The organism is Lentzea sp. NPDC055074 (genome assembly GCF_053608005.1).
Window position 1 is genome coordinate 91,402 of sequence record NZ_JBSGUQ010000023.1, and the last position, 22,473, is coordinate 113,874.

Here is a 22,473-nt window from a genome sequence, read left to right on the forward strand (position 1 = left end):
AGTCAACTTCTCCCGGACGTGGCGAAGTCGACCGCGCGCACCCGGTCGAGCAGCAGGTCGAGCTCGGCGCTGACCACCTCGGGCGCCTCGAGCGGCAGGTAGTGGCTGCACGGCAGCACCCGCAGCCGTGCCTGCGGCAGCGCGCCGACGGGCCCGGACATGCTCTCCGTCGTCGCCAGCACGTCGTCCCGCCCGGCCAGGAGTGTGACCGGGCACACGATCGGGCTCAGGTCCTGACGCGGCGTCGCGCCCAGGGCGAGCGCCAGCGTGAAGTACCAGCGCCAGTCGTGCTGCAGGAACCGGCTCACCGCCTGCGTGACGGCCTTCGGGTCGCTCGACGACTTGATCACGCCGCTGTGCCGCAACAGGAACGTCGTCGCGTCCGTCACCGGGAGGCGGTGCAGCACCTCGTCCAGCACCGGACCGGCCTGCTGCAACAGCTTCGCGCCCGTCAGCCCGACGAACCGGCGCACGTTCCTGGGAACGAGCGGCAGCATGGCGTCGAACGAGTCGCCCGGCGCACCGGCGACGAGCAGCAGACCCGCCACCCGTTCCGGATGACGCAACGCCAGCTCCGTCGCGATCGTCACGCCCATCGACCAGCCCATGACGACGCACCGCTCGATGCCCGCTTCGTCCAGCGCCGAGATCGCGTCCGACACGTGGTCGTCCAGCGAGATGTTGCGCTCGTCGACCGGCCGGTCCGAGCCCATCGTGCCGCGCATGTACCAGCTCAGCAGGCCGCCGCGATCGGTCAGCGACGGCCACGACTCGGGTCCGGAACCCACGCCGGGGCACAGCAGCACCGGTGTTCCCTCACCTGGTGCCTGCCACGTCCGGATCTTCGTGCCGTCCCACGCGATGACGTCGTGCTCCCGCATGACGGACATTCTGACGTACTTTGCTGGGGTGACGCTCACCGTGCTCGTGCCAGATGATTTCGGAGTTCAAGCGCTGTCTCAGGTGGACGGTGTCCGGGCTGTTCGTTACGAGCCGGGAGAGGCACTTCCGGCCGACGGGCTCCACGCCGAGGTCCTGATCCCGCGGTTCCTCTCGGGCACCGACCCGCGCGAGGTCTTCGGGCAGCTGTCGAACCTGAAGCTCGTGCAGCTGCTCAGTGCCGGAGCCGAGAACTTCGTCGGCAAGGTGCCCGACGGTGTGCTGCTCTCCACCTGCCGGGGCGCCCACGGCGGCAGCACCGCGGAGTGGGCCATCGGCGCGTTGATCGCGATCTACCGGGACTTCTTCGTCTTCGAGAAGGCACGCGTCGACGGCCGCTGGGACTACCACTCCACGGACACCTTGCAGGACAAGAAGGTCTTGATCGTCGGAGCCGGTGACCTCGGCGAGCAGCTGCGCAAGCGCCTCGAACCGTTCAACGCCACCGCCACGCTCGTGGGCCGCACCGCCCGCGAAGGCGTGCACGGCCAGGACGAACTGCCGTCGTTGCTGCCCGAGTTCGACGCGGTGGTGATCTTCACGCCCATGACGGAGGAGACCCGGCACCTCGTCGACGCCAAGTTCCTGGCCGCGATGAAGGACAACGCGATCCTGGTCAACGGTGCACGCGGCCCGGTCGTGGACACCGGCGCGCTGGTCGCCGAGCTGACGTCGGGGCGGCTGCGCGCGGCCCTCGACGTGACCGACCCCGAACCGCTGCCCGCCGATCATCCACTGTGGACCGTGCCGGGCCTGTTCCTGACCCCGCACGTGGCCGGGTCGTGCACGGGCAGCGGGCGTCGTGCGTACGCCATCGCGATCGCGGAGATCGCGCGGTTCGCGGCGGGGGAGGAACCTCGCAATCTGGTCCACGGGACTTATTAGTCCAACTGGGTGAAACTGGGCTGCCGTTCGGCTCTCGCGCGCCCGCGCGAGGCCCCCTAGCGTGCGGGCGTGGCTACTCACGACAAAGGCTCGGCGAGTTCGAGCGCTTTCTCCGACGACTCGTTCTACTCGAGCAGCGGAGGGGGAGTGCACCACTTCGACGACGGCACCACCAGAGCCGGGTCGGACGTCCTGTCGCCGTACGACTCGACCACGAAGTCGTTCGACACGACGGCCTACACGCCGCTGGACACGTCCACTGTGGACCCCCGCGACGAGGACCCGTTCGAGGACGAGCGGAAGAAGTTCGGCTGGACCGCCGGCCCGGACATCGGCCTGCTCGGGCTGCGGGCGGTGCTCGGCGGCATCTTCGTGCTGCACGGGCTGCAGAAGGTCTTCGGGCTCTTCGGCGGTCCCGGCATCAACGGCTTCGCGCAGTCGCTCGAGAAGATGGGCTACCGCGAGTCCGTCGTGCTCGCCTGGGTCACCGGCATCACCGAGCTGGCCGGCGGCGGTCTGCTCGTGCTGGGCCTCTTCACCCCGCTCGCGGCGGCGGGCCTGCTCGCCGTGATGGCCAACGTCATCGCGCTGCAGTACAAGGGCGGCTTCTTCGGCCCCAACGGCGTGGAGCTGGAGCTGGCGCTCGCGGGCATGGCCTTCGCGGCGTTGTTCGCCGGGCCCGGCCGGGCCGCCCTGGACTACAACCGCAGCTGGTTCCGCCACCCGCTGGCGGCCGGGTTCATCGCGCTGGTGATCGGCATCGGCGGCGCCGCGGTGACCTACTTCGTCTTCCGGTAAGAACTCCCGCATGCGGAAGAACGTGACGGGAGCGGTGCTCCAGCTCGCCCTGCTGGTGGTCGGGATCCCGGTCGTCTACCTCGTGGCGTTCCCGTTCGGCCTCACCGCGAAGTCGCTGCTGCCGCCGCTCGGCCTGCTCGCGGGCCTGATCGTCGGCGGCGTCATGGTCAAGAGAACGAACCAGCCCGTCAGCGGACCGCTGACGGGCTGGCTGGTCTTCGGTGTCTGTCTCGCGCTGGCGTTCGTTTAGAGATCCGGGTTGCGCACAGCGCCCGTGGACGCGTCCGTCGCCATCCGCGCGTACGCCCGCAGCGCCGCCGTCACCGGACGGATCCGGTCCACCGGCTGCCACGGCCGCTCCGACGCCTCCATCTTCGCGCGGCGCTCGGCCAGCACGTCGGCGTCCACCAGCAGCTCGAGACGGCGCTCGTGCACGTCGATCAGGATCCGGTCGCCGTTCTGGACCAGGCCGATCGTGCCGCCGCCCGCCGCCTCCGGCGAGATGTGGCCGATCGAGAGGCCCGACGAACCGCCGGAGAACCGGCCGTCCGTGATCAGCGCGCACTTCTTGCCGAGACCCGAACCCTTGAGGAACGCGGTCGGGTGCAGCATCTCCTGCATACCGGGACCGCCGGACGGGCCCTCGTAGCGCACGACCAGGACCTCGCCCGCCTGGATCTCCTTGTTCAGGATCGCCGAGACGGCCTGCTCCTGGGACTCGACGACGCGCGCCGGGCCCTCGAAGTGCCACAGCTCCTCGTCGATGCCCGCGGACTTGATGATCGCGCCGCGCTCGGCCAGGTTGCCGCGCAGCACGTTCAGGCCGCCGTCGCGCGTGTAGGCGTGCTCGTCGTCGCGGATGCAGCCGCCGGCCGCGTCGGTGTCCAAAGAGGACCAGCGGTTCGACGTCGAGAACGCCTCGGTCGTGCGCACGCCACCGGGAGCGGCGTGGAACAGCTCGATCGCCTCCGGAGACGGGTTCTCCGCGCGGATGTCCCACTTGCCGAGCCACTCGGCCAGCGTCGGCGTGTGCACCGACGTGACGTCGTCGTTGAGCAGCCCGGCGCGGTAGAGCTCGCCCAGCAGGGCGGGGATTCCGCCGGCCCGGTGCACGTCCTCCATGTGGTAGTCGCTGTTCGGCGACACCTTCGACAGGCACGGCACGCGACGCGACAGGTCGTCGATGTCCTGCAGCGTGAAGTCGATCTCGCCCTCCTGCGCGGCGGCGAGGATGTGCAGCACGGTGTTCGTCGAGCCGCCCATGGCCATGTCGAGCGCCATCGCGTTCTCGAAGGCCTTGCGGTTCGCGATCGACCGCGGCAGCGCCGACTCGTCGTCCTCGCCGTACCAGCGCCTGCACAGCTCGACGACGACACGGCCGGCCTCGGAGAACAGCTCGCGGCGCGCGGCGTGCGTGGCCAGCGTCGAGCCGTTGCCCGGCAGCGACAGGCCGAGGGCCTCGGTGAGGCAGTTCATGGAGTTCGCGGTGAACATGCCGGAGCACGAACCGCACGTCGGGCACGCGGAGCGCTCGACCTCGGACAGCCCGTCCTCGCTCACGGCGGGGGAGGCCGACGCGGAGATCGCGGTGATCAGGTCCGTCGGCGCGACGGCGACACCCTCGACGACGACGGCCTTGCCGGCCTCCATCGGGCCGCCGGACACGAACACGACGGGGATGTTGAGGCGCATGGCCGCGTTGAGCATGCCGGGCGTGATCTTGTCGCAGTTCGAGATGCAGACGATCGCGTCGGCCTGGTGCGCGTTGACCATGTACTCGACGGAGTCGGCGATGATCTCGCGGCTGGGCAGCGAGTAGAGCATCCCGCTGTGGCCCATGGCGATGCCGTCGTCGACGGCGATGGTGTGGAACTCGCGTGCGACACCGCCCGCCTCGCGCACCGCCTCGGCCACGATGTCCCCGAGATCACGCAGGTGCACGTGACCCGGCACGAACTGCGTGTAGGAGTTGGCGATCGCGATGATCGGCTTGCCGAAGTCGCTGTCGGTCATGCCGGTCGCGCGCCAGAGGGCGCGGGCTCCGGCGGCGTTGCGACCGTGCGTGGTGGTGCGAGAGCGGAGCTGAGGCACTGCTCCTCCAGATTCAGTTCAAGAAAAAGGCGCGCGGGACGCGGGGGTGAGGCGTCCACCAGTCTGGGAGCGGTGCCTCAAAGGTTACTTGTGCGCAGGCTTGCCGAGACCAGCAGATACGCCAGTGCGAGCGTGATCACGTGCACGACGGTGCACCACAGGCAGATCTTGCCGATGATGAGGAGCTCGGCCGCGACCAGGTAGACGACCATCAGCACGCCGACGCCGACCGCCGCTAGACGCACCCACTTCAGCGCCTCGACCCGCCACGCGAACGGGAGGCAGATCACCGTCAGGAACGCGAAGAAGGCCAGCCCGAGGAACGCGACGGGGATGCCCAGCAACGCCGACTGCTCGCTCGTGGTCACGGTCTCACAGTCGACGACGGTGTCCGCCGAGCACAGCAGCGCGTTCGCGTCGAAGTGCGTGTACGTCAGATAAGCCGAGGTCAGCAGGCCTGCGATGGACAGCAGCAGGCTCAGCAGCGGAACCCGTTTGATCACTTCTCCGACTGTACTGACTTCTCCGGCTCCACCTTCGCAGCCTCGTCGGCCACGTCTTCGGTGGATTCCTCGACGGGTTCCGCGACAGGTTCCCCGGCGGGCTCCTCGGCCTCTTCCCGGATCGTCGGGTCGGGCACGCGCCCACCGCTGACCAGCGACAGCGCCGGCAGGTGCATGAACCGCACCGCGGGCAGCGTCACCTCGGAGGCGTCCTCCCTGACCGCGCGCAGCCAGCCCTTCTCGACGAGGCGGATGGACTTCACCTCGGTCCACTTCAGCCTCGTCGTGCCGAACAGGCCGCGCGCGACGATCTCCTCCTCGGTGACCGTCGTGCGGTTGCGGATCACCCAGTACGCGTAGCCGAGCGGAAAGACGTAGAGCACCTGCAGCCCGGGGATGACCCACGCCACAGGGGTGACGCAGATGGTGATCAGACCCGCCGCGAGCAGGGCCGTTGCCGGGATGCGAAAGACCAGCTTCTTCACTCGGACGATTGTTCCACGTCCACGATCCGGGAATTCCATCCCGCAGAGTTGACGCACTCTTGCGCGAGGCGATAACGTCCGCTTCATGCAGCGCACGCTCGTTCTCGTACTTCTCAGGCGCGTCGACGCCTGAGCCGAACAGCCTGCGTCGACGCGCGACCCTCGCACGACCCATCTTCGGGTTGTCGAGGGTTTTTTCGTGTCCGGACCCCGATACCCACGAGGCAATGAGATGACCAGCGCACCATCGCGACAGGCTCCCGAGCCCACGTCGCCACGTCCAGGTCCGCGGCCCAAACCGGCCCCGCCCACGGGCGCACCGATCCGTGTGACCGGTGCTCAGTCGCTTGTGCGGTCGCTCGAGGCGGTCGGCTGCGAAGTTGTCTTCGGCATTCCCGGCGGGACGATCCTTCCCGCGTACGACCCGCTGCTGGACTCCACGAAGGTCCGGCACATCCTCGTCCGCCACGAGCAGGGCGCGGGACACGCGGCGACCGGGTACGCGCAGGCCACCGGCAAGGTCGGGGTCTGCATGGCGACCTCGGGGCCGGGTGCGACGAACCTCGTCACCCCGATCGCGGACGCGAACATGGACTCCGTGCCGATCGTCGCGATCACCGGCCAGCAGTCGCGGCCGCTGATCGGCACGGACGCCTTCCAGGAGGCGGACATCTGCGGCATCACGATGCCGATCACCAAGCACAACGTCCTCGTGACCGACCCGGCGGACATCCCGCGGGCGATCGCGGAGGCGTTCCACATCGCGGCGACCGGCCGACCCGGCCCGGTCCTCGTCGACATCCCGAAGGACGTGCTGCAGGAGCAGACCAGCTTCTCGTGGCCGCCCGAGATGCGCCTGCCCGGTTACCGGCCGACGACCCGGCCGCACGGCAAGCAGGTGCGCGAAGCCGCCAAGCTGATCGTCAACGCCCGCAAGCCCGTTCTCTACGTGGGTGGCGGCGTCATCAAGGCGGACGCGAACGCCGAGCTGCTGCGCCTGGCGGAGGACACCGGCATCCCGGTCGTCACGACGCTGATGGCGCGGGGCGCGTTCCCCGACTCGCACGACCAGCACCTGGGCATGCCCGGCATGCACGGCACCGTCGCGGCCGTCGCGGCGATGCAGAAGTCGGACCTGCTGATCGCGCTGGGCGCCCGGTTCGACGACCGAGTCACCGGCCAGCTCGGCTCGTTCGCCCCCGACGCGCAGATCATCCACGCCGACATCGACCCGGCCGAGATCTCCAAGAACCGCCGCGCGGACGTCCCGATCGTGGGCGACTGCAAGGAGATCATCACCGAGCTGATCGACGCCGTCCGCACCGAGCGCGAGACGGCCAAGGCCGTCGACCTCGAGCCGTGGTGGACGACGCTGCGCTCACTGCGCGAGACGTTCCCGCTGGGCTACGACTGGCCCGAGGACGGCACGCTGTCCCCGCAGTACGTCATCGAACGCATCGGCGCGCTCTCGCCGGCCGACACGATCTACACCGCGGGCGTCGGCCAGCACCAGATGTGGGCCGCGCAGTTCGTGAAGTACGAGCACCCCCGCACGTGGATCAACTCCGGCGGCCTCGGCACCATGGGCTTCGCCGTTCCCGCCGCGATGGGCATCAAGGCCGGCGTGCCGGGCACCACGGTGTGGGCCATCGACGGCGACGGCTGCTTCCAGATGACCAACCAGGAGCTCGCCACCTGCGCCATCGAGGGCCTGCCGGTGAAGATCGCCGTGATCAACAACGGCAACCTGGGCATGGTCCGCCAGTGGCAGACGCTGTTCTACGGCGAGCGGTACTCCAACACGGATCTGGGGACGCACAAGCACCGCATCCCAGACTTCAAGCTCCTGGCGGAAGCTCTCGGTTGCGCGGGTCTGCGCGCGGAGTCGCGTGAGGAGGTCGACGAGGTGATCGCGAAGGCGCTGGAGATCAACGACCGCCCGGTCGTCGTCGACTTCGTCGTCGGCAAGGACGCCCAGGTGTGGCCCATGGTCGCGGCGGGCACCGGCAACTCCGAGATCATGGCCGCCCGCGGCATCCGCCCCCTGTTCGATGAGGACCTGTGATGACCAGGCACACGCTGAGCGTTTTGGTCGAGGACAAGCCCGGTGTGCTCGCACGCGTCGCCGGCCTGTTCTCCCGCCGCGGCTTCAACATCGAGTCGCTCGCGGTCGGCCGCACCGAGTACCCCGACATCTCGCGCATGACCATCGTGGTGTCGGTCGACGAGCTGCCGCTGGAGCAGGTGACCAAGCAGCTCAACAAGCTCATCAACGTCATCAAGATCGTGGAGCTGGAGCCGTCGGCCTCCGTTCAGCGGCAGCTGGTGTTGATTAAGGTTCGTGCGGACGCGACGGTGCGGTCGCAGGTCCTCGAGACCGTTCAGCTCTTCCGCGCGAAGGTCGTCGACGTGTCCCCGGAAGCGGTCACGATCGAGGCCACCGGCACGTCTGAAAAACTCGACGCGTTGCTGCGCATGCTGGAGCCCTACGGGCTTCGCGAAATCGTCCAGTCCGGCATGGTCGCCATCGGCCGTGGCGCTCGTTCCATCACCGCCACCGCGGTTCGTTAGAACTAGAAAGTAGGGAATTACTGTGAGCGTCGAGATCTTCTACGACGACGATGCCGACCTGAGCATCATCCAGGGCCGCAAGGTGGCCGTGATCGGCTACGGCAGCCAGGGCCACGCCCACGCGCTGTCCCTGCGCGACTCCGGCGTCGAGGTCCGCATCGGCCTGAAGGAGGGCTCGAAGTCCCGCGACAAGGCCGAGGAAGCCGGCCTCGAGGTCGGTACGCCGTCCGAGGTCTCCGCGTGGGCCGACGTGATCATGATCCTCGCGCCGGACACCGCGCAGCGCCACATCTACGCCGACGAGATCGCCGCGAACCTCAACGAGGGCGACGCGATCTTCTTCGGCCACGGCTTCAACATCCGCTACGGCCTCATCACGGCTCCGTCCGGTGTGGACGTCGCCATGGTCGCGCCGAAGGGCCCGGGCCACCTGGTCCGCCGCCAGTTCGTCGACGGCAAGGGCGTTCCGGCGCTCATCGCGGTCGAGCAGGACGCGTCGGGCAACGCCCAGGCGCTCGCCCTCTCCTACGCGAAGGGCATCGGCGGTACGCGCGCCGGCGTCATCAAGACGACGTTCAAGGAAGAGACCGAGACCGACCTCTTCGGCGAGCAGGCCGTCCTCTGCGGTGGCGCCTCCGCGCTGGTGCAGGCGGGCTTCGAGGTGCTGACCGAGGCCGGTTACGCCCCCGAGGTCGCGTACTTCGAGTGCCTGCACGAGCTCAAGCTGATCGTCGACCTCATGTACGAGGGCGGCATCGCCCGCATGCGCTACTCGATCTCCGACACGGCCGAGTTCGGTGACCTGACCCGCGGCCCGCGCGTCGTCACCGCCTCGGTCAAGGAGGAGATGAAGAAGATCCTCACCGAGATCCAGGACGGCACCTTCGCCAACGAGTGGGTGGCCGAGGACGACAACGGCCGCGCGAACTACAAGAAGCTGCAGCAGGAGGGTGAGAACCACCCGATCGAGGTCACCGGCAAGAAGCTCCGCGACATGATGTCGTGGGTCGACCGCCCGATCACCGAGACCGCCTGAGGCTTTTCCCAGGGGAGGCCCGTGGAGCGCGTGTGACGCTCCGCGGGCCTTTCCGCTTTTCGTTCGCATCCATCCGCTAGCTTCTTCCGCATGACGGATAGCGCGCCGATCTACGACGACAAGGCCCACGTGCGCGGCAAGCTCGACCTGCGCAACGCGCAGTGGAAGCGCCCGCCGGAGCCCGAGCCCGAGGACGGCCACGTCGAGATCGCGTTCATCGAGCACACCGACGGCGCCACCTACGTCGCGATGCGCAACTCCAAGCAGCTCGAGCCCGTGCTCACGTTCACGATGGCGGAGTGGGACGCGTTCGTGCTGGGCGCGAAGGACGGGGAGTTCGACGAGCCCTGGTAAGGGCCTACGGCTGGGCCGACCAGATCGCGTGGCCGCGGTCCTCGACGACGGGGAACTCCCGCTCCGTCGCCTCGATCCAGGCGTCGATCCGGTCGTGGGAGGTTCTGACGGCCTCGACCAGAGCTTCGACGGCGGCGAGCTTCTCCGTTCCGACGTGAGTCCGCAGCTCCTCGACGCAGACCTCGCGGTACGACATGCGCAGTTGCCACATGAACCTCATGAGGTACCGGCATTCCTCCTGCTCGCGGTCGTCGGCGAGCCGGTCGCTGACGACCTTCTGCGCACGTGAGCGCTGCTCGTCGTCGCGGAAGCCGCCGTGCAGGTCTGTCAGACACCCCATCGGCGCAAGCTAACAAGGGGTGCCGGACCGGAGCCGGTCATTTCCCAGCACGTGGGCGGCGTGGAGGCTGGTCAGCCCGTGTCCAGCGGGATTCGTCCCATACAGCAAGACGGGATTCGTGAGCTGGGCCACCCGCTCGAAGGCTCTTCCGGTCCCCCTGTCTATGCTCGTTAACAGTCCGGACACATTGCGGTGCTCCGGTCGGCGCGGGCCAGCCGCCCCCGACCACGCCCGCGCCCCACGATCCGACCCTTCCTGGGAGCGATGTCCGTGAGCAACACGAGCCGACCTGTTGTCCTCATCGCCGAGAAGCTCGCGCCGTCCGTCCTGGACGCTCTCGGCGACGGCGTCGAAGTGCGCCACGTGGACGGCACCGACCGCGAAGCCCTCCTCGCCGCCGTCGCCGACGCGGACGCCCTGCTGGTCCGTTCCGCCACCCAGGTGAACGCCGAGGTCTTCGCGGCCACGCGCAAGCTCAAGGTCGTGGCCCGCGCGGGTGTCGGCCTGGACAACGTCGAGGTCCCGGCCGCCACGCAGAACGGCGTGATGGTCGTCAACGCCCCGACGTCCAACATCGTCAGCGCCGCCGAGCACGCCGTGGCGCTGCTGCTGAGCGTCGCGCGCCAGATCCCGGCCGCGCACGAGACGCTGCAGAACCACGAGTGGAAGCGCTCCAAGTTCAACGGCGTCGAGCTGAACGGCAAGACCGTCGGCGTCGTCGGCCTCGGCAAGATCGGCCAGCTGTTCGCGCAGCGCATCGCCGCGTTCGGCGTCGAGCTCATCGCCTACGACCCGTACGTGTCCGCCGCGCGCGCCGCCCAGCTCGGCATCGAGCTCGTGAGCCTCGAGGCGCTGCTGGAGCGTGCCGACGCGATCAGCATCCACCTGCCGAAGACGCCGGAGACCAAGGGCCTCATCGGCGCGGAGCAGCTGGCGAAGGCCAAGCGCGGCGTCATCATCGTCAACGCGGCCCGCGGTGGCCTCATCGACGAGGAGGCCCTCGCCGAGGCCGTGAAGGAAGGCCAGGTCGGCGGCGCCGGCATCGACGTCTTCTCCACCGAGCCCACGACCGAGAGCCCGCTCTTCAACGTGCCGGGCATCGTCGTCACGCCGCACCTCGGCGCGTCCACGGCCGAGGCGCAGGACCGCGCGGGCACCGACGTCGCGAAGAGCACCATCCTCGCGCTCGCCGGCGAGTTCGTGCCGGACGCCGTCAACGTCCAGGGCGGTGCGGTCGGCGAGGAGGTTCGCCCGTACCTGCCGCTGGTGCAGAAGCTCGGCACCGTCCTCAGTGCACTCTCGCCCAAGGCCCCGACCAGCGTCACCGTCGAGGTCCGCGGCGAACTGTCCAATGAGGACGTCGCGATCCTGCCGCTCGCCGCGCTGCGCGGGGTGTTCTCCAAGGTCGTCGAGTCGCAGGTGACGTTCGTGAACGCGCCGAGCCTCGCGGCCGACCTGGGCGTGAGCGTCGAGCTCGTCAAGGAGACCGAGAGCCCGAACCACCGCAGCCTCGTCACGGTCAAGGCCGTGCAGGCGGACGGCACGACGAACACCGTGTCCGGCACCGTCAGCGGCATCGCGCAGGTCGAGAAGCTGGTGAACATCAACGGCCGCAACTTCGACCTCCGGGCCGAGGGCACCGTGCTGCTGCTGGAGTACCCGGACCGTCCCGGTGTCATGGGCACGGTCGGCACGCTGCTCGGCGAGGCCGGCGTGAACATCGAGGCCGCGCAGATCAGCCAGACCGGCAGCGACGCCGTCATGGTGCTGCGCGTCGACCGCCCGGTCGACACCGCGGTGCTCGACCCGATCGGTGCCGCCGTCGGCGCGCGCACCGTTCGCTCTGTCGACTTCGGATAGTCACGACAAACGGGAAGGGGACGGTCAAAGTCCCCTTCCCGTGGCTATCGTCGTTCACAACGAAGTCGTAACAGGCAACTATCCGTAGACCACATTCATACTTTCGGGGCAGTCGCAGAGACACGATCAGCGATTAGCGTCCCCACGAGGTTGACCCGGTGCCGTAGAGGGCACGGCACGTTTTCCACTCGGGTCGAAGGCACACACCTCGGTTGGGGCAACGTTGTGAAGAGACGATCGAGTTTGGTGGTGTTCTCTGCCATCACCACACTGCTGATCGCACCCGCCACCGCACAGGCGCAGAGCGAACCGCTCGCGCAGCCGGTCAAGGGTGCACAGGGGCTGGACGCGAAAGCGTTGCACCTCAAGGTTTCTCCCAGGCTGAACGCCGCGGGCGCGGTCACCGCGTTCGTCGCGCTCGACCGCAAGCCGGCCGTCGACGCGTTCGACGAGAAGAAGAGCCAGGGCAAGGAAGTCGCGAAGCAGGCCGCGAAGCAGGCCAAGAACGACACCGCCGCCACCGTGGACCAGGTCGTCGGCCAGCTCAAGAGCGCCGACACGCAGACCAAGGAGCTCTACCGGACCTCCAACGGCGTCCCCGGCGTCGTCGTGAAGGCCGACGCGCAGAAGGTCCGCGACCTCGCGCAGCGCCCCGACGTCCTCGCGGTCTACCCGGTCGTGCCGAAGAAGCGCCAGAACTCGAACGCCGTCCAGCTCACGAGGACGCTCAACGTCTGGCAGCAGTACGGCAAGCTCGGTGACGACATCCGCGTCGGCATCATCGACACCGGCGTCGACTACACGCACGCGAACTTCGGCGGCCCCGGCACCGTCGCGGCGTTCGAGGCCGTCGACCCGCGCGTGAAGGACCCGAACTTCCCGACCTCGAAGGTCGTCGGCGGGTACGACTTCGTCGGTGAGGACTACGACGGGGAGAGCACCGACCCGGCGATCAACACGCCGAAGCCGGACCCGAACCCCATCGACTGCAACGGCCACGGCTCGCACGTCGCGGGCACCACGGCCGGTTTCGGCGAGAACGCCGACGGCAGCACGTTCAAGGGTGACTACACCAAGCTCGACGCCGCGAAGCTCAACGAGATGAAGATCGGCCCCGGCACCGCGCCGAAGGCCCAGATCTTCGCGCTGAAGGTCTTCGGCTGCGAGGGCTCGACCAACGTCACCTCGCAGGCCCTCGACTGGTCGCTCGACCCCGACGGCGACGGCGACTTCTCCGACCACCTCGACGTGGTCAACCTGTCGCTCGGCTCCGACTACGGCGCCCCGGACGACCCCGACAGCCTCTTCGTGAAGAAGCTGTACAAGGTCGGCGTCATGCCGGTCTTCTCCGCGGGCAACGGCGGCGACCTCTACGACATCGGCGGCTCGCCGGGCAACACGCCCGAGGCGCTGACCGTCGCCTCCACGCGCGACTCGTACGTGCTGCGTGACGGCGCCGAGGTGAAGGGTCAGGGGCAGAAGCCCGGCCAGTACAGCCAGAACTTCACCGGGTACCTGGGCTACGACAAGGAACTCCCGGTCGTGAAGCTCACCCAGGCCGGCAACCTCGACGGCTGCCAGCCGATCACGGACGCCGTCGCCGGCAAGTTCGTCTGGCTGGAGTGGGACGACAACGACGCGACGCGCCGCTGTGGTTCCGGCGTCCGTGCCAACAACGTGCAGGCCGCGGGCGGCCAGGGCGTGCTGCTCTCGTCCACCCTGGAGAACTTCGCGGCGGGCATCGCGGGCAACGCGGCCATCCCGATGTTCCAGTTCACCGGCTCGGCCACCACCGCGGTGCGCCCGGCGCTGGACGCGGGCACGCTGGTCGTCCGCCTCGCGGGTGCCCTGCGCACCTCCACGGCGACGTACGACCAGTCCATTTCGGACACCCCGAGCGCGTTCACCAGCCGCGGCACCCGCGGCCAGTCCATCAAGCCGGACGTCGCGGCCCCCGGTGACACGATCTCGTCGACCGCCGTCGGTTCCGGCAACGACCGCCTGGTGATCTCCGGTACGTCGATGGCGTCCCCGCACGTCGCCGGCATCGCCGCCCTGGTCCGCCAGGCGCACCCGGACTGGACGCTGGAGGAGGTCAAGGCCTCGATCATGAACACCGCCGGTGCGGACGTGAAGGAGAACGGCAAGACCTTCGCCCCCAACCGGGTCGGCACCGGCCGCGTGGACGGCAAGTCCGCGATCGACAACCAGGTCCTCGCCTACGTCGAGGAGGACAACGGCTACGTCAGCGCGAACTTCGGCGTCGTCGAGGTCTCGAAGCCGGTCGAGAAGTCCAAGACCATCAAGCTGGTCAACAAGTCCACGAAGTCCGTGGAGTACAAGGTCGGCTACGCCGCGGCCACGACGATCCCCGGCGTGAGCTACGTGCTCTCGCAGGACAAGGTCAAGCTGAGCCCGCGCGGCATCGCGAAGGTCAAGGTGACGCTGAAGATCACCGACCCGAAGGCGCTGCGCAAGACCGTCGACTCGACGGTCGAGCCGAACCAGCTCGACGTGCCGCGCCAGTTCCTCGCGGACGCCTCCGGCCGCGTGACCTTCACGCCGACCGCCGGCGCCACGGTGCCGCTGCGCCTGTCGGTCTACTCGGCGCCGAAGCCGGTCGCGGACATCAAGACCGCGTCCAGCCTCAAGTTCCGGGGCAACGACAAGCAGGCCGTCCTGAACGTGTCCGGCAAGGGCATCGACCAGGGCACCGGCTCGCAGGCCTACCGCTCGCTGATCAGCGTCCTCGAGCTGCAGGCCCAGTCGCCGAAGCTGCGCGACTGCAAGCGCAACGTCACCGAGAACTGCGCGCTCAACGAGACCGCCAAGGGCGGTGACCTCCGCTACGTCGGCGCGGCCTCCACGGCCCCGCTGGCCAAGGCGCAGGGCAAGCCCGAGGAGGCGCTGCTCGCGTTCGGTGTCGCGACCTGGGGCAACTGGTACAACCTGGGCAAGAACACCATCCCGTTCGTCGACATCGACACCAACGGTGACGGCACCGCGGACTTCGAGGTGTTCGCGACCCGCCTGACCGACACCGATCTGCTGGTCGCGTCCACCGTGGACCTGAAGACGGGCGAGACCGTCGACATCCAGGGCGTGAACGGCCTGTTCGGCGATGTCGACGCGAACGTCCAGGACACCAACGTCGTCGTCCTGCCGGTGCTGCTGAGCGCCCTGGGCATCGACGCGTCGAAGGACACGGCACGCCTGTCGTACGTCGTGGGCGTCGGTGGTTACTACGCCGCGCCGGGCAACGCGAACAAGCTCGTCGACGTCATCGACCGCAACCTGTCCTACGACCCGCTCAAGCCGGGTCTGTGGGCGCAGGGCGGCGGCGACGCGGCCCTGTCGTACCTCGCGAAGCCGGGCACCGCGCTCGTCGTCAACAAGAACGAGGCCTCGCTGAAGGCCGACAAGTCCGACGGCCTGCTGGTGCTCAACCACCACAACGCCAACGGTGACCGCGCGTCGGTCGTCCTGGTGAAGTCCGGTGGGCGGGGCGCCTACTAGATCGGATGTTTTACGAGAGGCCCGGTTCTTCGTTTGGAACCGGGCCTCTCGGCCTGTCACGGCTCGGAACTGCCTGCCGTCACCCCTTGACGCGACCCCGTTCCTGCGGTCGAGTGACACTCGAAAGCGTGATATGGGCCGTGTGGGTGTCCCGCAGTACGGGAGATAACACCCCGATGGGGTGTCCGGCATGCGGCGAGCGGCCTGCATGCCGGTAGCCTTTCGCGAAGGAAAGTAGTCCCACCAATTGGGGACTGACACCTGGGAGGTGTGTGGATGCGGCTCGCAGTGATCCCAGGAGACGGGATCGGGCCCGAGGTCATCGCTGAGGCCCTGAAGGTCCTCGGTGAGGTCGTTCCGGCGGCCGAGATCACTCGTTACGACCTCGGCGCGGCGCGCTGGCACGCCACGGGAGAGTTGTTGCCCGAGTCGGTGCTCGGTGAGCTTCGCCAGCACGACGCGATCCTGCTCGGCGCGGTCGGCGACCCGTCGGTGCCGAGCGGAATCCTGGAGCGAGGCCTGCTTCTGAGGCTCCGCTTCGAACTCGACCACCACGTGAACCTCCGCCCGGCTCGTCTCTACCCCGGTGTCCGCAGCCCGCTCGCGGACCCGCCGGAGATCGACATGGTGGTGGTGCGCGAGGGCACCGAGGGCCCGTACGCGGGCAACGGCGGCCTGCTCCGCAAGGACACGCCGCACGAGATCGCCACCGAGGTCTCGCTGAACACCTCGTTCGGCGTCGAGCGCGTGGTGAGGGACGCGTTCGCGCGCGCCGCGAACCGTCAGCGCCGGCACCTGACGCTGGTGCACAAGACGAACGTCCTCACGCACGCCGGCTCGTTGTGGTCGCGCGTCGTGGAGGAGGTCTCGCTGCAGCACCCGGACGTCACCGTCGCCTACCAGCACGTGGACGCGGCGACCATTCACATGGTCACCGACCCGGGCCGCTACGACGTGATCGTCACGGACAACCTGTTCGGCGACATCCTGACCGACCTCGCCGCCGCCGTCACGGGTGGCATCGGCCTGGCCGCGTCGGGGAACATGGACGTCACGCGGCGCAACCCGTCGATGTTCGAGCCGGTCCACGGTTCGGCGCCGGACATCGCGGGCCAGGGCATCGCCGACCCGACGGCCGCCGTGCTGTCGGTCGCGCTGCTGCTCGACCACCTCGGCGAGCACGAGGCGGCCCGCCGGATCGAGGCCTCCGTGGCCTTTGATCTCGCGACCAGGGACCACCAGTCGCCTGGGGCCACCTACGCCATCGGCGACCGTCTCGCGGCACTCGTGTCGTCGAACGTCCGCACGGGCTGAGGTTCATCAGCAGGACTCTCCGGCCCCGGCACCCCAGTGGTGCCGGGGCCGGGTTCGTCTGAATTCCCAGGGGGTTTCGTGTTCGGGTCAGCACGACGGACGGCGTTGGAGACCAGGGTCGCCGAGCTGGAGCAGCAGGTGCGGGTGCTGGGCGGTCAACTGGAGGCCGTGCGGCCGCTGCTGGCCGACGAGCGCCGCCTGGAGGCACTCGCCGCGCGGGCCGCGTCGGCGGTGCGGGCCGCGGAACCGCTGGGGCAGCGGACCGAGATGAAGCTGGACGCCCTGTACCAAGCCGAGAGGACGGGGTTCGTCTCGGTGTACTTCACCGGCGGCTGGAACGCGCGGGTGAAGTTGCTGGTCGGGCCGGAGAACCCGCCCACGACGTGTGTGGGCGAGGTCTACCACGACTACGCGGGTGCGCTGGTGCGGGCAGGTGAGTGGTGGATCGCCCGGAGCAACAGCTCCCGCACCGATCTCCACTTCCACGTGCACTTCACCCCGTTGTCCTGAAGCCCGGCCAGGAGGTTCCGGCCGGGCTGCGGTGTTCCCCTCCGCGGATCAGAGCTGGCCGTTGGCCTCACGCCACGCGCGCTCCTTCTTGATCCACTCGTTGTCCTGCGGGAACTCCTCGATGGACGGCACGCGGCGGATCTCGGTCTTGAACCCGGGCCCGGTCATCGGCATGCGCTTCGCCCACTCGACCGCCTCCTGGATCGACGCGACGTTGATGAGGTAGAAGCCGTTGAACAGCTCCTTGGTCTCGCCGTACGGGCCGTCCGTGACGACCGGCGGCTCCTGCGAGTAGTCGACGACGACGCCCGTGGTGGCGTCGTCCAGGCCCTCGGCGGCGAGCAGCACACCGGCGCGGATCAGTTCCTCGTTGTACGCGCCGACCGTCTCGAGCATCTTGTCGAAGTCGAACTCGCCCATGTTCGCGTAGGCCTCGTCGGTGGCGCGCATGATCAGCATGTACTTCACGGTGTGTCTCCCTGGTCCGGTTCTCGCTTGGCGTCCACAGGTCGAACGGGCCCGGTGCCGGATCGACATCACACCCGGAAAATTTCCGAACTTTCTGTTTCCGCAGGTAGGGTCACTGACGTCGTACGTGGGGGAAGACCGGTCTGAGTCCGGCGCTGACCCGCAACGGTAGGTCCCCCTTTGGCAGGGGACGAGCCCGAACACCCGCGCGCGACGACCGAGGAACTCCAACTCCGCCGTGGACTGCGGGAAGGACCCAGTGATCTCCAAGATCAGTGCGCTCGTCGGCGTGCTCGTCGTCAGCATCGTGGCGGGCGTCGCGCTCGGCCCCGTCTCCGTGCCGTTCGACGTCACCGTCTCCCTGCTCCGGGAGGCGCTCACCGGCGGCACCGTCCCCGCGGACCTCGCCGGGCAGTACCACATCGTCTGGGACATCCGGCTGCCTCGCGTGCTGCTCGCCGCCGTCGTGGGGGCCGGGCTGAGCGCGGTCGGCGTCGCGATCCAGGCGATGGTCCGCAACGCGCTCGCCGACCCGTACGTGCTCGGCATCTCGTCGGGCGCGAGCGTGGGCGCGACGGCCGTGGCGACGCTCGGTGTGCTGTCCGGGTTCGGTGTCTACGCGCTGTCCGTGGGGGCCTTCCTGACCGGCCTCGGAGCCACGGCTCTGGTCTACATCACCGCGCGCACGAGCCGGGGGCTCACACCGTTGCGGCTCGTGCTGACCGGAACCGCGCTGGCGTACGGGTTCTCCGCCGTGGCGATGCTGCTGGTGTTCCAGGCGCCGCGAGGTGAGGCGGCGCGGGCCGCGATGTTCTGGTTGCTCGGCAGCCTCGGCGGCGCGAACTGGCAGTCGCTGCCGGTCGCCGCCGTGGTGACTCTCGCGGGGATCGTCTACCTCGCGACCAAAGCGCGGCAGCTCAACGCGATGGCGATGGGCGACGAGACCGCGACGACGCTCGGCGTGCCGGTCAACCGGTTCCGCACGCACCTGTTCATCGTCACCGCGGCCATGACCGGCGTGCTGGTGGCGGTCAGCGGAGCGGTCGGCTTCGTCGGCCTGATGCTGCCGCACCTCACCCGCATGGTCGTCGGCGCCGACCACCGCAAGGTGCTCGCCCTCGCGCCGCTCGCCGGAGCCTCGTTCCTGGTCTGGGTCGACGTGGCCGCGCGGATGCTCGCGGCGCCGGAGGAGCTGCCGCTCGGCGTCATCACCGCCGCACTCGGCGTGCCGTGCTTCATCTTCCTGATGCGCCGCCGGTCCTACGTCTTCGGAGGCCGCTGATGCGCGTCGAGATCGACCAGGTCACCGTGCGCGGCATCATCACGGACATCTCGCTGCACGCCGACGGCGAGGTGGTCGGCATCGTCGGCCCGAACGGCAGCGGCAAGTCCACGACGTTGCGCTGCGTCTACCGGGCGTTGAAGCCGGACGCGGGCGCGGTGCTGCTCGACGGCGAGAACGTCCACAAGCGACGCTCCGTCGCCCGCGACCTCTCCGCGCTGTCCCAGGAGTCGCAGGTCGAGTTCGACTTCACGGTCGCCGAGGTCGTGGAGATGGGACGCCTGCCGCACGACCGCGACCCGGCTCTCGACGCGCGGGTGGTGGCCGAGTCACTGGCCACAGTGGACGTCTCGCACCTCGCGTCCCGCAGCTTCCTCAGCCTGTCCGGCGGCGAACGGCAGCGCGTGCTGATCGCGCGGGCCGTCGCCCAGCAGCCGCGCGTGCTGGTGCTGGACGAACCGACCAACCACCTCGACATCCGGCACCAGCTGGACGTCCTCTCCCTGGCACGAGGTCTCGGCATCACGGTCCTGACCGTGCTGCACGACCTGAACCTCGCCGCGTCCTTCTGCGACCGCCTCTACGTGCTGGACGAAGGACGGGTCGTCGCCTCCGGCACCCCGGACGAGGTCCTCGTGCCCGAGCTGATCGCCAAGGTCTTCCACGTCACGGCGCACGTCGTGCGCCACCCCACCACAGGAGTGCCCCAGCTCCTGTTCGACCAGGAGGTCACCCCTTGAGAACCGTTGTCTGCGCAGTGCTGCTGCTCGTCTCCGGCTGCGGCGCGACGGTCGCCTCCGACACCTCCGCGTCCGACCCGGTGACCATCACGAACTGCGGTCAGCAGGTCACGTTCGACCGCGTCCCGTCCAAAGTGGTCACCAACGACACCGGCATCACCGAGCTGATGTTCGCGCTGGGCCTGAAGGACCGGATGGCGGGGTACGTAATCAGCGGCAAGGACTCCGTCGACGTGCGGACCTCGCCGTGGAAGGCCGACTTCGAGAGCGTGAAGCACCTGTCCGACAAGGTGTCGAAGGAGGTCGTGCAGGGAGCGAACGCGGACCTGGTCTTCGCCGGGTGGAACTACGGCTTCAGCGAGAGCACCGGGTTCACCCCGGACGCGCTGAAGGAACTGGGGATCGGCACCTACCAGCTGACCGAGGCCTGTCGCAACGGAGTCGGCAAGCAGCGGGGCATCATGCCCGCACTCGACGCGTTGTACACGGACCTGCGCAACCTGGGGAAGATCTTCCGGGTCGAGGCCAAGGCCGAGGAGCTCGTGAAGGGCTACCAGCAGCAGATCGAGAACGCCGGCAAGCTGATGGCGGGCAAGCCGCGTCCGAAGGTGTTCCTCTACGACAGCGGGCAGGACCAGCCGTTCACGTCCGGCAGGAACGCGGCGCCGCAGGACGTGATCTCGAAGGCCGGCGGGGACAACGTCTTCGGGGACCTGAACGACAGCTGGACGACGGTGAACTGGGAGACCGTGGTGCAGCGCGACCCGGAGGTCGTGCTCATCGTGGACTACGCGGACGGCGAGGCGAACACGCCCGAACAGAAGCAGGCGTTCCTGGAGGGCTTCGCCCCGCTGGCCAACTCGCCCGCGGTGAAGAACAAGCGGTTCTTCTCACTGCCGTATGCGGCGCTGGTCGAGTCTCCGCGCAACGCGGCGTCCATCGAGGCGTTCGCGAAGTTCCTCGCCGGGGCGTAGGCGCTGTCACAGGCGTGAACCCGTGACCAGATAGTGGGAGATTTCCTCCCGTCGCTTGGTACGCCGAGCTGAGCTGTGGCAGCATCCCCGCCATGGCTCAGTTCACCGCCATCATTATTGACGAGCGCGTCGGGTAGTTGCCGCCCCTGGCACCCGACGCGCAGACCTCTCGCATCCCGCGGGGGGTCTTTTTGTTTGCCCGGATGAGGAGATGACCCCGATGGCCGGCCCGAACGACGCATTCCACGTCTACGACACGACGTTGCGCGATGGCGCACAACGTGAGGGCATTTCGTACTCCGTCACGGACAAGCTCGCGGTCGCGAGGTTGCTGGACGGGCTCGGCGTCGGGTTCATCGAGGGCGGCTGGCCCGGCGCTCTGCCCAAGGACACGGAGTTCTTCGCGCGGGCCGCGGCCGGTGACCTGGACCTGAAGCACGCTCAGCTGGTCGCGTTCGGGGCGACGCGCAAGGCCGGGGTCAAGGTCGAGGACGACCCGCAGGTCAGGGCCCTGCTGGAGTCGCAGGCGCCGGTCATCACGCTGGTGGCCAAGTCGGACCTGCGACACATCGAGCGCGCGTTGAGGACGGACGCCGGCGAGAACCTCAAGATGGTGCGCGACACCGTCCGGTTCCTCAAGGGTGAGGGAAGGCGCGTCTTCCTCGACGCCGAGCACTTCTTCGACGGGTACGCCTTCTCGCCGGACACCAGCCTTCGGGTGCTGGAGTCCGCTGTGGAGGGTGGCGCGGACGTCGTCGTGCTGTGCGACACCAACGGCGGGCAGCTGCCGCTGGGCCTCGCCGAGACCGTCGCGGAGGTCGTCGAGAAGACGGGCTTCCGCGTGGGAATCCACTGCCAGGACGACACGTCCTGCGCGGTGGCGAACACACTCGCGGCCGTTCAGGCGGGCGCGACGCACGTTCAGTGCACCGCCAACGGTTACGGCGAGCGAGCAGGCAACGCTGACCTGTTCGCCGTCGTGGGAAACCTCGTGACCAAGCTCGGCATGGAGGTGCTCCCGACCGGGGCACTGGCCGAGCTCACCCGTGTCTCCCATGCGTTGGCCGAGATCGCGAACATCGCACCCGACACCCACCAGGCCTATGTCGGGTCGTCAGCATTCGCTCACAAGGCGGGTCTGCACGCGAGCGCGATCAAGGTGGATCCGGAGCTGTACAACCACATCGATCCGGACACCGTCGGCAACGACATGCGGGTGCTGGTCACCGAGATGGCCGGTCGGGCGAGCATCGAGCTCAAGGGACGTGAGTTCGGGCTCGACCTGGCCGGCCGGGGGACCGAGGTCGGAACGGCCCTGGCGCGCGTGAAGGAGCTCGAGGCGAAGGGCTGGTCGTTCGAGGCCGCCGACGCGTCGCTGGAGCTGTTGCTGCGCGGGGAGCTGTCCGAACTGGACACTCCGCCGTTCACGCTGGAGTCCTACCGGGTCGTGCTGGATCACCGCTCGGACGGCGAGATCGTGTCCGAGGCCACGGTCAAGGTGCACGTGGCGGGGGAGCGGGTCATCGCGACCGCCGAGGGCATCGGGCCCGTGCACGCCCTGGACGCGGCGCTGCGCAAGGCGTTGCTGCCGCACCTGTCCTGGTTGGACACAGTGGAGCTGGCCGACTACAAGGTGCGCATCCTGACCGAGCACCCCGGTACGGACGCGGTGACGCGCGTGCTGGTGCAGTCGACGGACGGCGAGCGCGAGTGGACCACCGTGGGTGTGCACGGGAACATCGTCGAGGCGAGTTGGCTCGCGCTGTGTGACGCGCTCGTCCACAAATCGATGCGAAGTGGCTGACCT

Annotated in this window: 21 protein-coding genes and 1 riboswitch; of the genes, 15 read left to right on the forward strand and 6 right to left on the reverse strand. The window is 68.8% G+C overall.

What is annotated here, in order from left to right:
- Positions 1 to 2: 2 nt before the first annotated feature.
- Entirely contained in the window at positions 3 to 881 is an 879-nt protein-coding gene (locus ACWF7A_RS37630) for an alpha/beta fold hydrolase (RefSeq protein ID WP_452255275.1), read from the reverse strand.
- Here ACWF7A_RS37630 and ACWF7A_RS37635 point away from each other — a divergent pair.
- The 3 genes from ACWF7A_RS37635 (at position 880) to ACWF7A_RS37645 (ending at position 2,872) form a co-directional block, all read left to right on the forward strand.
- Positions 880 to 1,824: a 2-hydroxyacid dehydrogenase gene (locus ACWF7A_RS37635; RefSeq protein ID WP_452255276.1), complete on the forward strand. Its 945-nt coding sequence runs from the start codon at positions 880 to 882 to the stop codon at positions 1,822 to 1,824. The genes ACWF7A_RS37630 and ACWF7A_RS37635 overlap by 2 nt on opposite strands.
- A 69-nt stretch (positions 1,825 to 1,893) precedes the next feature.
- Positions 1,894 to 2,622 (forward strand): DoxX family protein, encoded by a 729-nt coding sequence (locus ACWF7A_RS37640; protein WP_452255277.1) that lies wholly within the window; start codon positions 1,894 to 1,896, stop codon positions 2,620 to 2,622.
- 10 nt (positions 2,623 to 2,632) lie between these two features.
- Positions 2,633 to 2,872: a hypothetical protein gene (locus ACWF7A_RS37645; protein ID WP_452255278.1), complete on the forward strand. Its 240-nt coding sequence runs from the start codon at positions 2,633 to 2,635 to the stop codon at positions 2,870 to 2,872.
- On the opposite strand, the gene ilvD is transcribed toward ACWF7A_RS37645, so the two are convergent.
- The 3 genes from ilvD to ACWF7A_RS37660 all read right to left on the reverse strand — a co-directional run bounded on the left by ilvD (position 2,869) and on the right by ACWF7A_RS37660 (position 5,701).
- Positions 2,869 to 4,713: a dihydroxy-acid dehydratase gene (gene ilvD / locus ACWF7A_RS37650; RefSeq protein WP_452255279.1), complete on the reverse strand. Its 1,845-nt coding sequence runs from the start codon at positions 4,711 to 4,713 to the stop codon at positions 2,869 to 2,871. The two genes, ACWF7A_RS37645 and ilvD, sit on opposite strands and share 4 nt — an antisense overlap.
- 77 nt (positions 4,714 to 4,790) lie before the next feature.
- Entirely contained in the window at positions 4,791 to 5,216 is a 426-nt protein-coding gene (locus ACWF7A_RS37655) for a vitamin K epoxide reductase family protein (RefSeq protein ID WP_452255280.1), read from the reverse strand.
- The gene (locus tag ACWF7A_RS37660; protein ID WP_452255281.1) at positions 5,213 to 5,701 is read right to left on the reverse strand and encodes a PH domain-containing protein; all 489 of its coding nucleotides are present in this window, start codon (positions 5,699 to 5,701) and stop codon (positions 5,213 to 5,215) included. Before ACWF7A_RS37660 ends, ACWF7A_RS37655 begins: the two co-directional genes overlap by 4 nt.
- 232 nt (positions 5,702 to 5,933) lie before the next feature.
- Between ACWF7A_RS37660 and ACWF7A_RS37665 the strand changes: the two genes are divergently transcribed.
- From ACWF7A_RS37665 to ACWF7A_RS37680, 4 genes are all read left to right on the forward strand, one after another.
- Positions 5,934 to 7,766 (forward strand): acetolactate synthase large subunit, encoded by a 1,833-nt coding sequence (locus ACWF7A_RS37665; RefSeq protein ID WP_452255282.1) that lies wholly within the window; start codon positions 5,934 to 5,936, stop codon positions 7,764 to 7,766.
- Positions 7,766 to 8,272 carry an acetolactate synthase small subunit gene (ilvN, locus tag ACWF7A_RS37670; RefSeq protein WP_030479767.1) on the forward strand — a complete coding sequence of 169 codons (507 nt, stop codon included), beginning with the start codon at positions 7,766 to 7,768 and terminating at the stop codon, positions 8,270 to 8,272. The genes ACWF7A_RS37665 and ilvN overlap by 1 nt, the downstream gene beginning before the upstream one ends.
- A 22-nt stretch (positions 8,273 to 8,294) precedes the next feature.
- Positions 8,295 to 9,308: a ketol-acid reductoisomerase gene (gene ilvC / locus ACWF7A_RS37675; protein ID WP_452255283.1), complete on the forward strand. Its 1,014-nt coding sequence runs from the start codon at positions 8,295 to 8,297 to the stop codon at positions 9,306 to 9,308.
- A 90-nt stretch (positions 9,309 to 9,398) separates the two neighbouring features.
- Positions 9,399 to 9,662, forward strand: a complete 264-nt coding sequence (locus ACWF7A_RS37680) for a DUF397 domain-containing protein (RefSeq protein ID WP_089925599.1) — start codon at positions 9,399 to 9,401, stop codon at positions 9,660 to 9,662.
- Between the two features lie 4 nt (positions 9,663 to 9,666).
- On the opposite strand, the gene ACWF7A_RS37685 is transcribed toward ACWF7A_RS37680, so the two are convergent.
- Complete coding sequence (locus tag ACWF7A_RS37685; protein ID WP_452255284.1) at positions 9,667 to 10,002, reverse strand: hypothetical protein; 336 nt, start codon at positions 10,000 to 10,002, stop codon at positions 9,667 to 9,669.
- Positions 10,003 to 10,266: 264 nt separating this feature from the next.
- On the opposite strand from ACWF7A_RS37685, the gene serA reads away from it, so the two are divergent.
- From serA to ACWF7A_RS37705, 4 genes are all read left to right on the forward strand, one after another.
- Positions 10,267 to 11,862, forward strand: coding sequence for a phosphoglycerate dehydrogenase (serA, locus tag ACWF7A_RS37690; protein WP_452255285.1), 1,596 nt, complete (start codon positions 10,267 to 10,269; stop codon positions 11,860 to 11,862).
- Between the two features lie 243 nt (positions 11,863 to 12,105).
- Positions 12,106 to 15,378: a S8 family peptidase gene (locus ACWF7A_RS37695; protein WP_452255286.1), complete on the forward strand. Its 3,273-nt coding sequence runs from the start codon at positions 12,106 to 12,108 to the stop codon at positions 15,376 to 15,378.
- 276 nt (positions 15,379 to 15,654) lie between these two features.
- Complete coding sequence (locus tag ACWF7A_RS37700) at positions 15,655 to 16,692, forward strand: 3-isopropylmalate dehydrogenase (RefSeq protein ID WP_045310656.1); 1,038 nt, start codon at positions 15,655 to 15,657, stop codon at positions 16,690 to 16,692.
- A 78-nt stretch (positions 16,693 to 16,770) separates the two neighbouring features.
- A complete protein-coding gene (locus ACWF7A_RS37705; protein ID WP_452255287.1) occupies positions 16,771 to 17,202 on the forward strand; it encodes a hypothetical protein in 432 nt (143 codons plus the stop codon).
- A gap of 48 nt (positions 17,203 to 17,250) precedes the next feature.
- Here the strand turns inward: ACWF7A_RS37705 and ACWF7A_RS37710 are convergent, their stop codons facing one another.
- Positions 17,251 to 17,670, reverse strand: coding sequence for a YciI family protein (locus ACWF7A_RS37710; protein ID WP_452255288.1), 420 nt, complete (start codon positions 17,668 to 17,670; stop codon positions 17,251 to 17,253).
- A gap of 87 nt (positions 17,671 to 17,757) precedes the next feature.
- Positions 17,758 to 17,896: riboswitch (cobalamin riboswitch) on the forward strand.
- A 33-nt stretch (positions 17,897 to 17,929) separates the two neighbouring features.
- On the opposite strand from ACWF7A_RS37710, the gene ACWF7A_RS37715 reads away from it, so the two are divergent.
- The 4 genes from ACWF7A_RS37715 (at position 17,930) to cimA (ending at position 22,470) form a co-directional block, all read left to right on the forward strand.
- Positions 17,930 to 18,952, forward strand: a complete 1,023-nt coding sequence (locus ACWF7A_RS37715; protein ID WP_452255289.1) for a FecCD family ABC transporter permease — start codon at positions 17,930 to 17,932, stop codon at positions 18,950 to 18,952.
- Positions 18,952 to 19,692, forward strand: coding sequence for an ABC transporter ATP-binding protein (locus tag ACWF7A_RS37720; RefSeq protein ID WP_452255290.1), 741 nt, complete (start codon positions 18,952 to 18,954; stop codon positions 19,690 to 19,692). The genes ACWF7A_RS37715 and ACWF7A_RS37720 overlap by 1 nt, the downstream gene beginning before the upstream one ends.
- Entirely contained in the window at positions 19,689 to 20,666 is a 978-nt protein-coding gene (locus ACWF7A_RS37725) for an ABC transporter substrate-binding protein (protein WP_452255291.1), read from the forward strand. The genes ACWF7A_RS37720 and ACWF7A_RS37725 overlap by 4 nt, the downstream gene beginning before the upstream one ends.
- 220 nt (positions 20,667 to 20,886) lie before the next feature.
- Positions 20,887 to 22,470, forward strand: a complete 1,584-nt coding sequence (gene cimA, locus ACWF7A_RS37730) for a citramalate synthase (protein ID WP_452255292.1) — start codon at positions 20,887 to 20,889, stop codon at positions 22,468 to 22,470.
- Positions 22,471 to 22,473 lie beyond the last annotated feature (3 nt).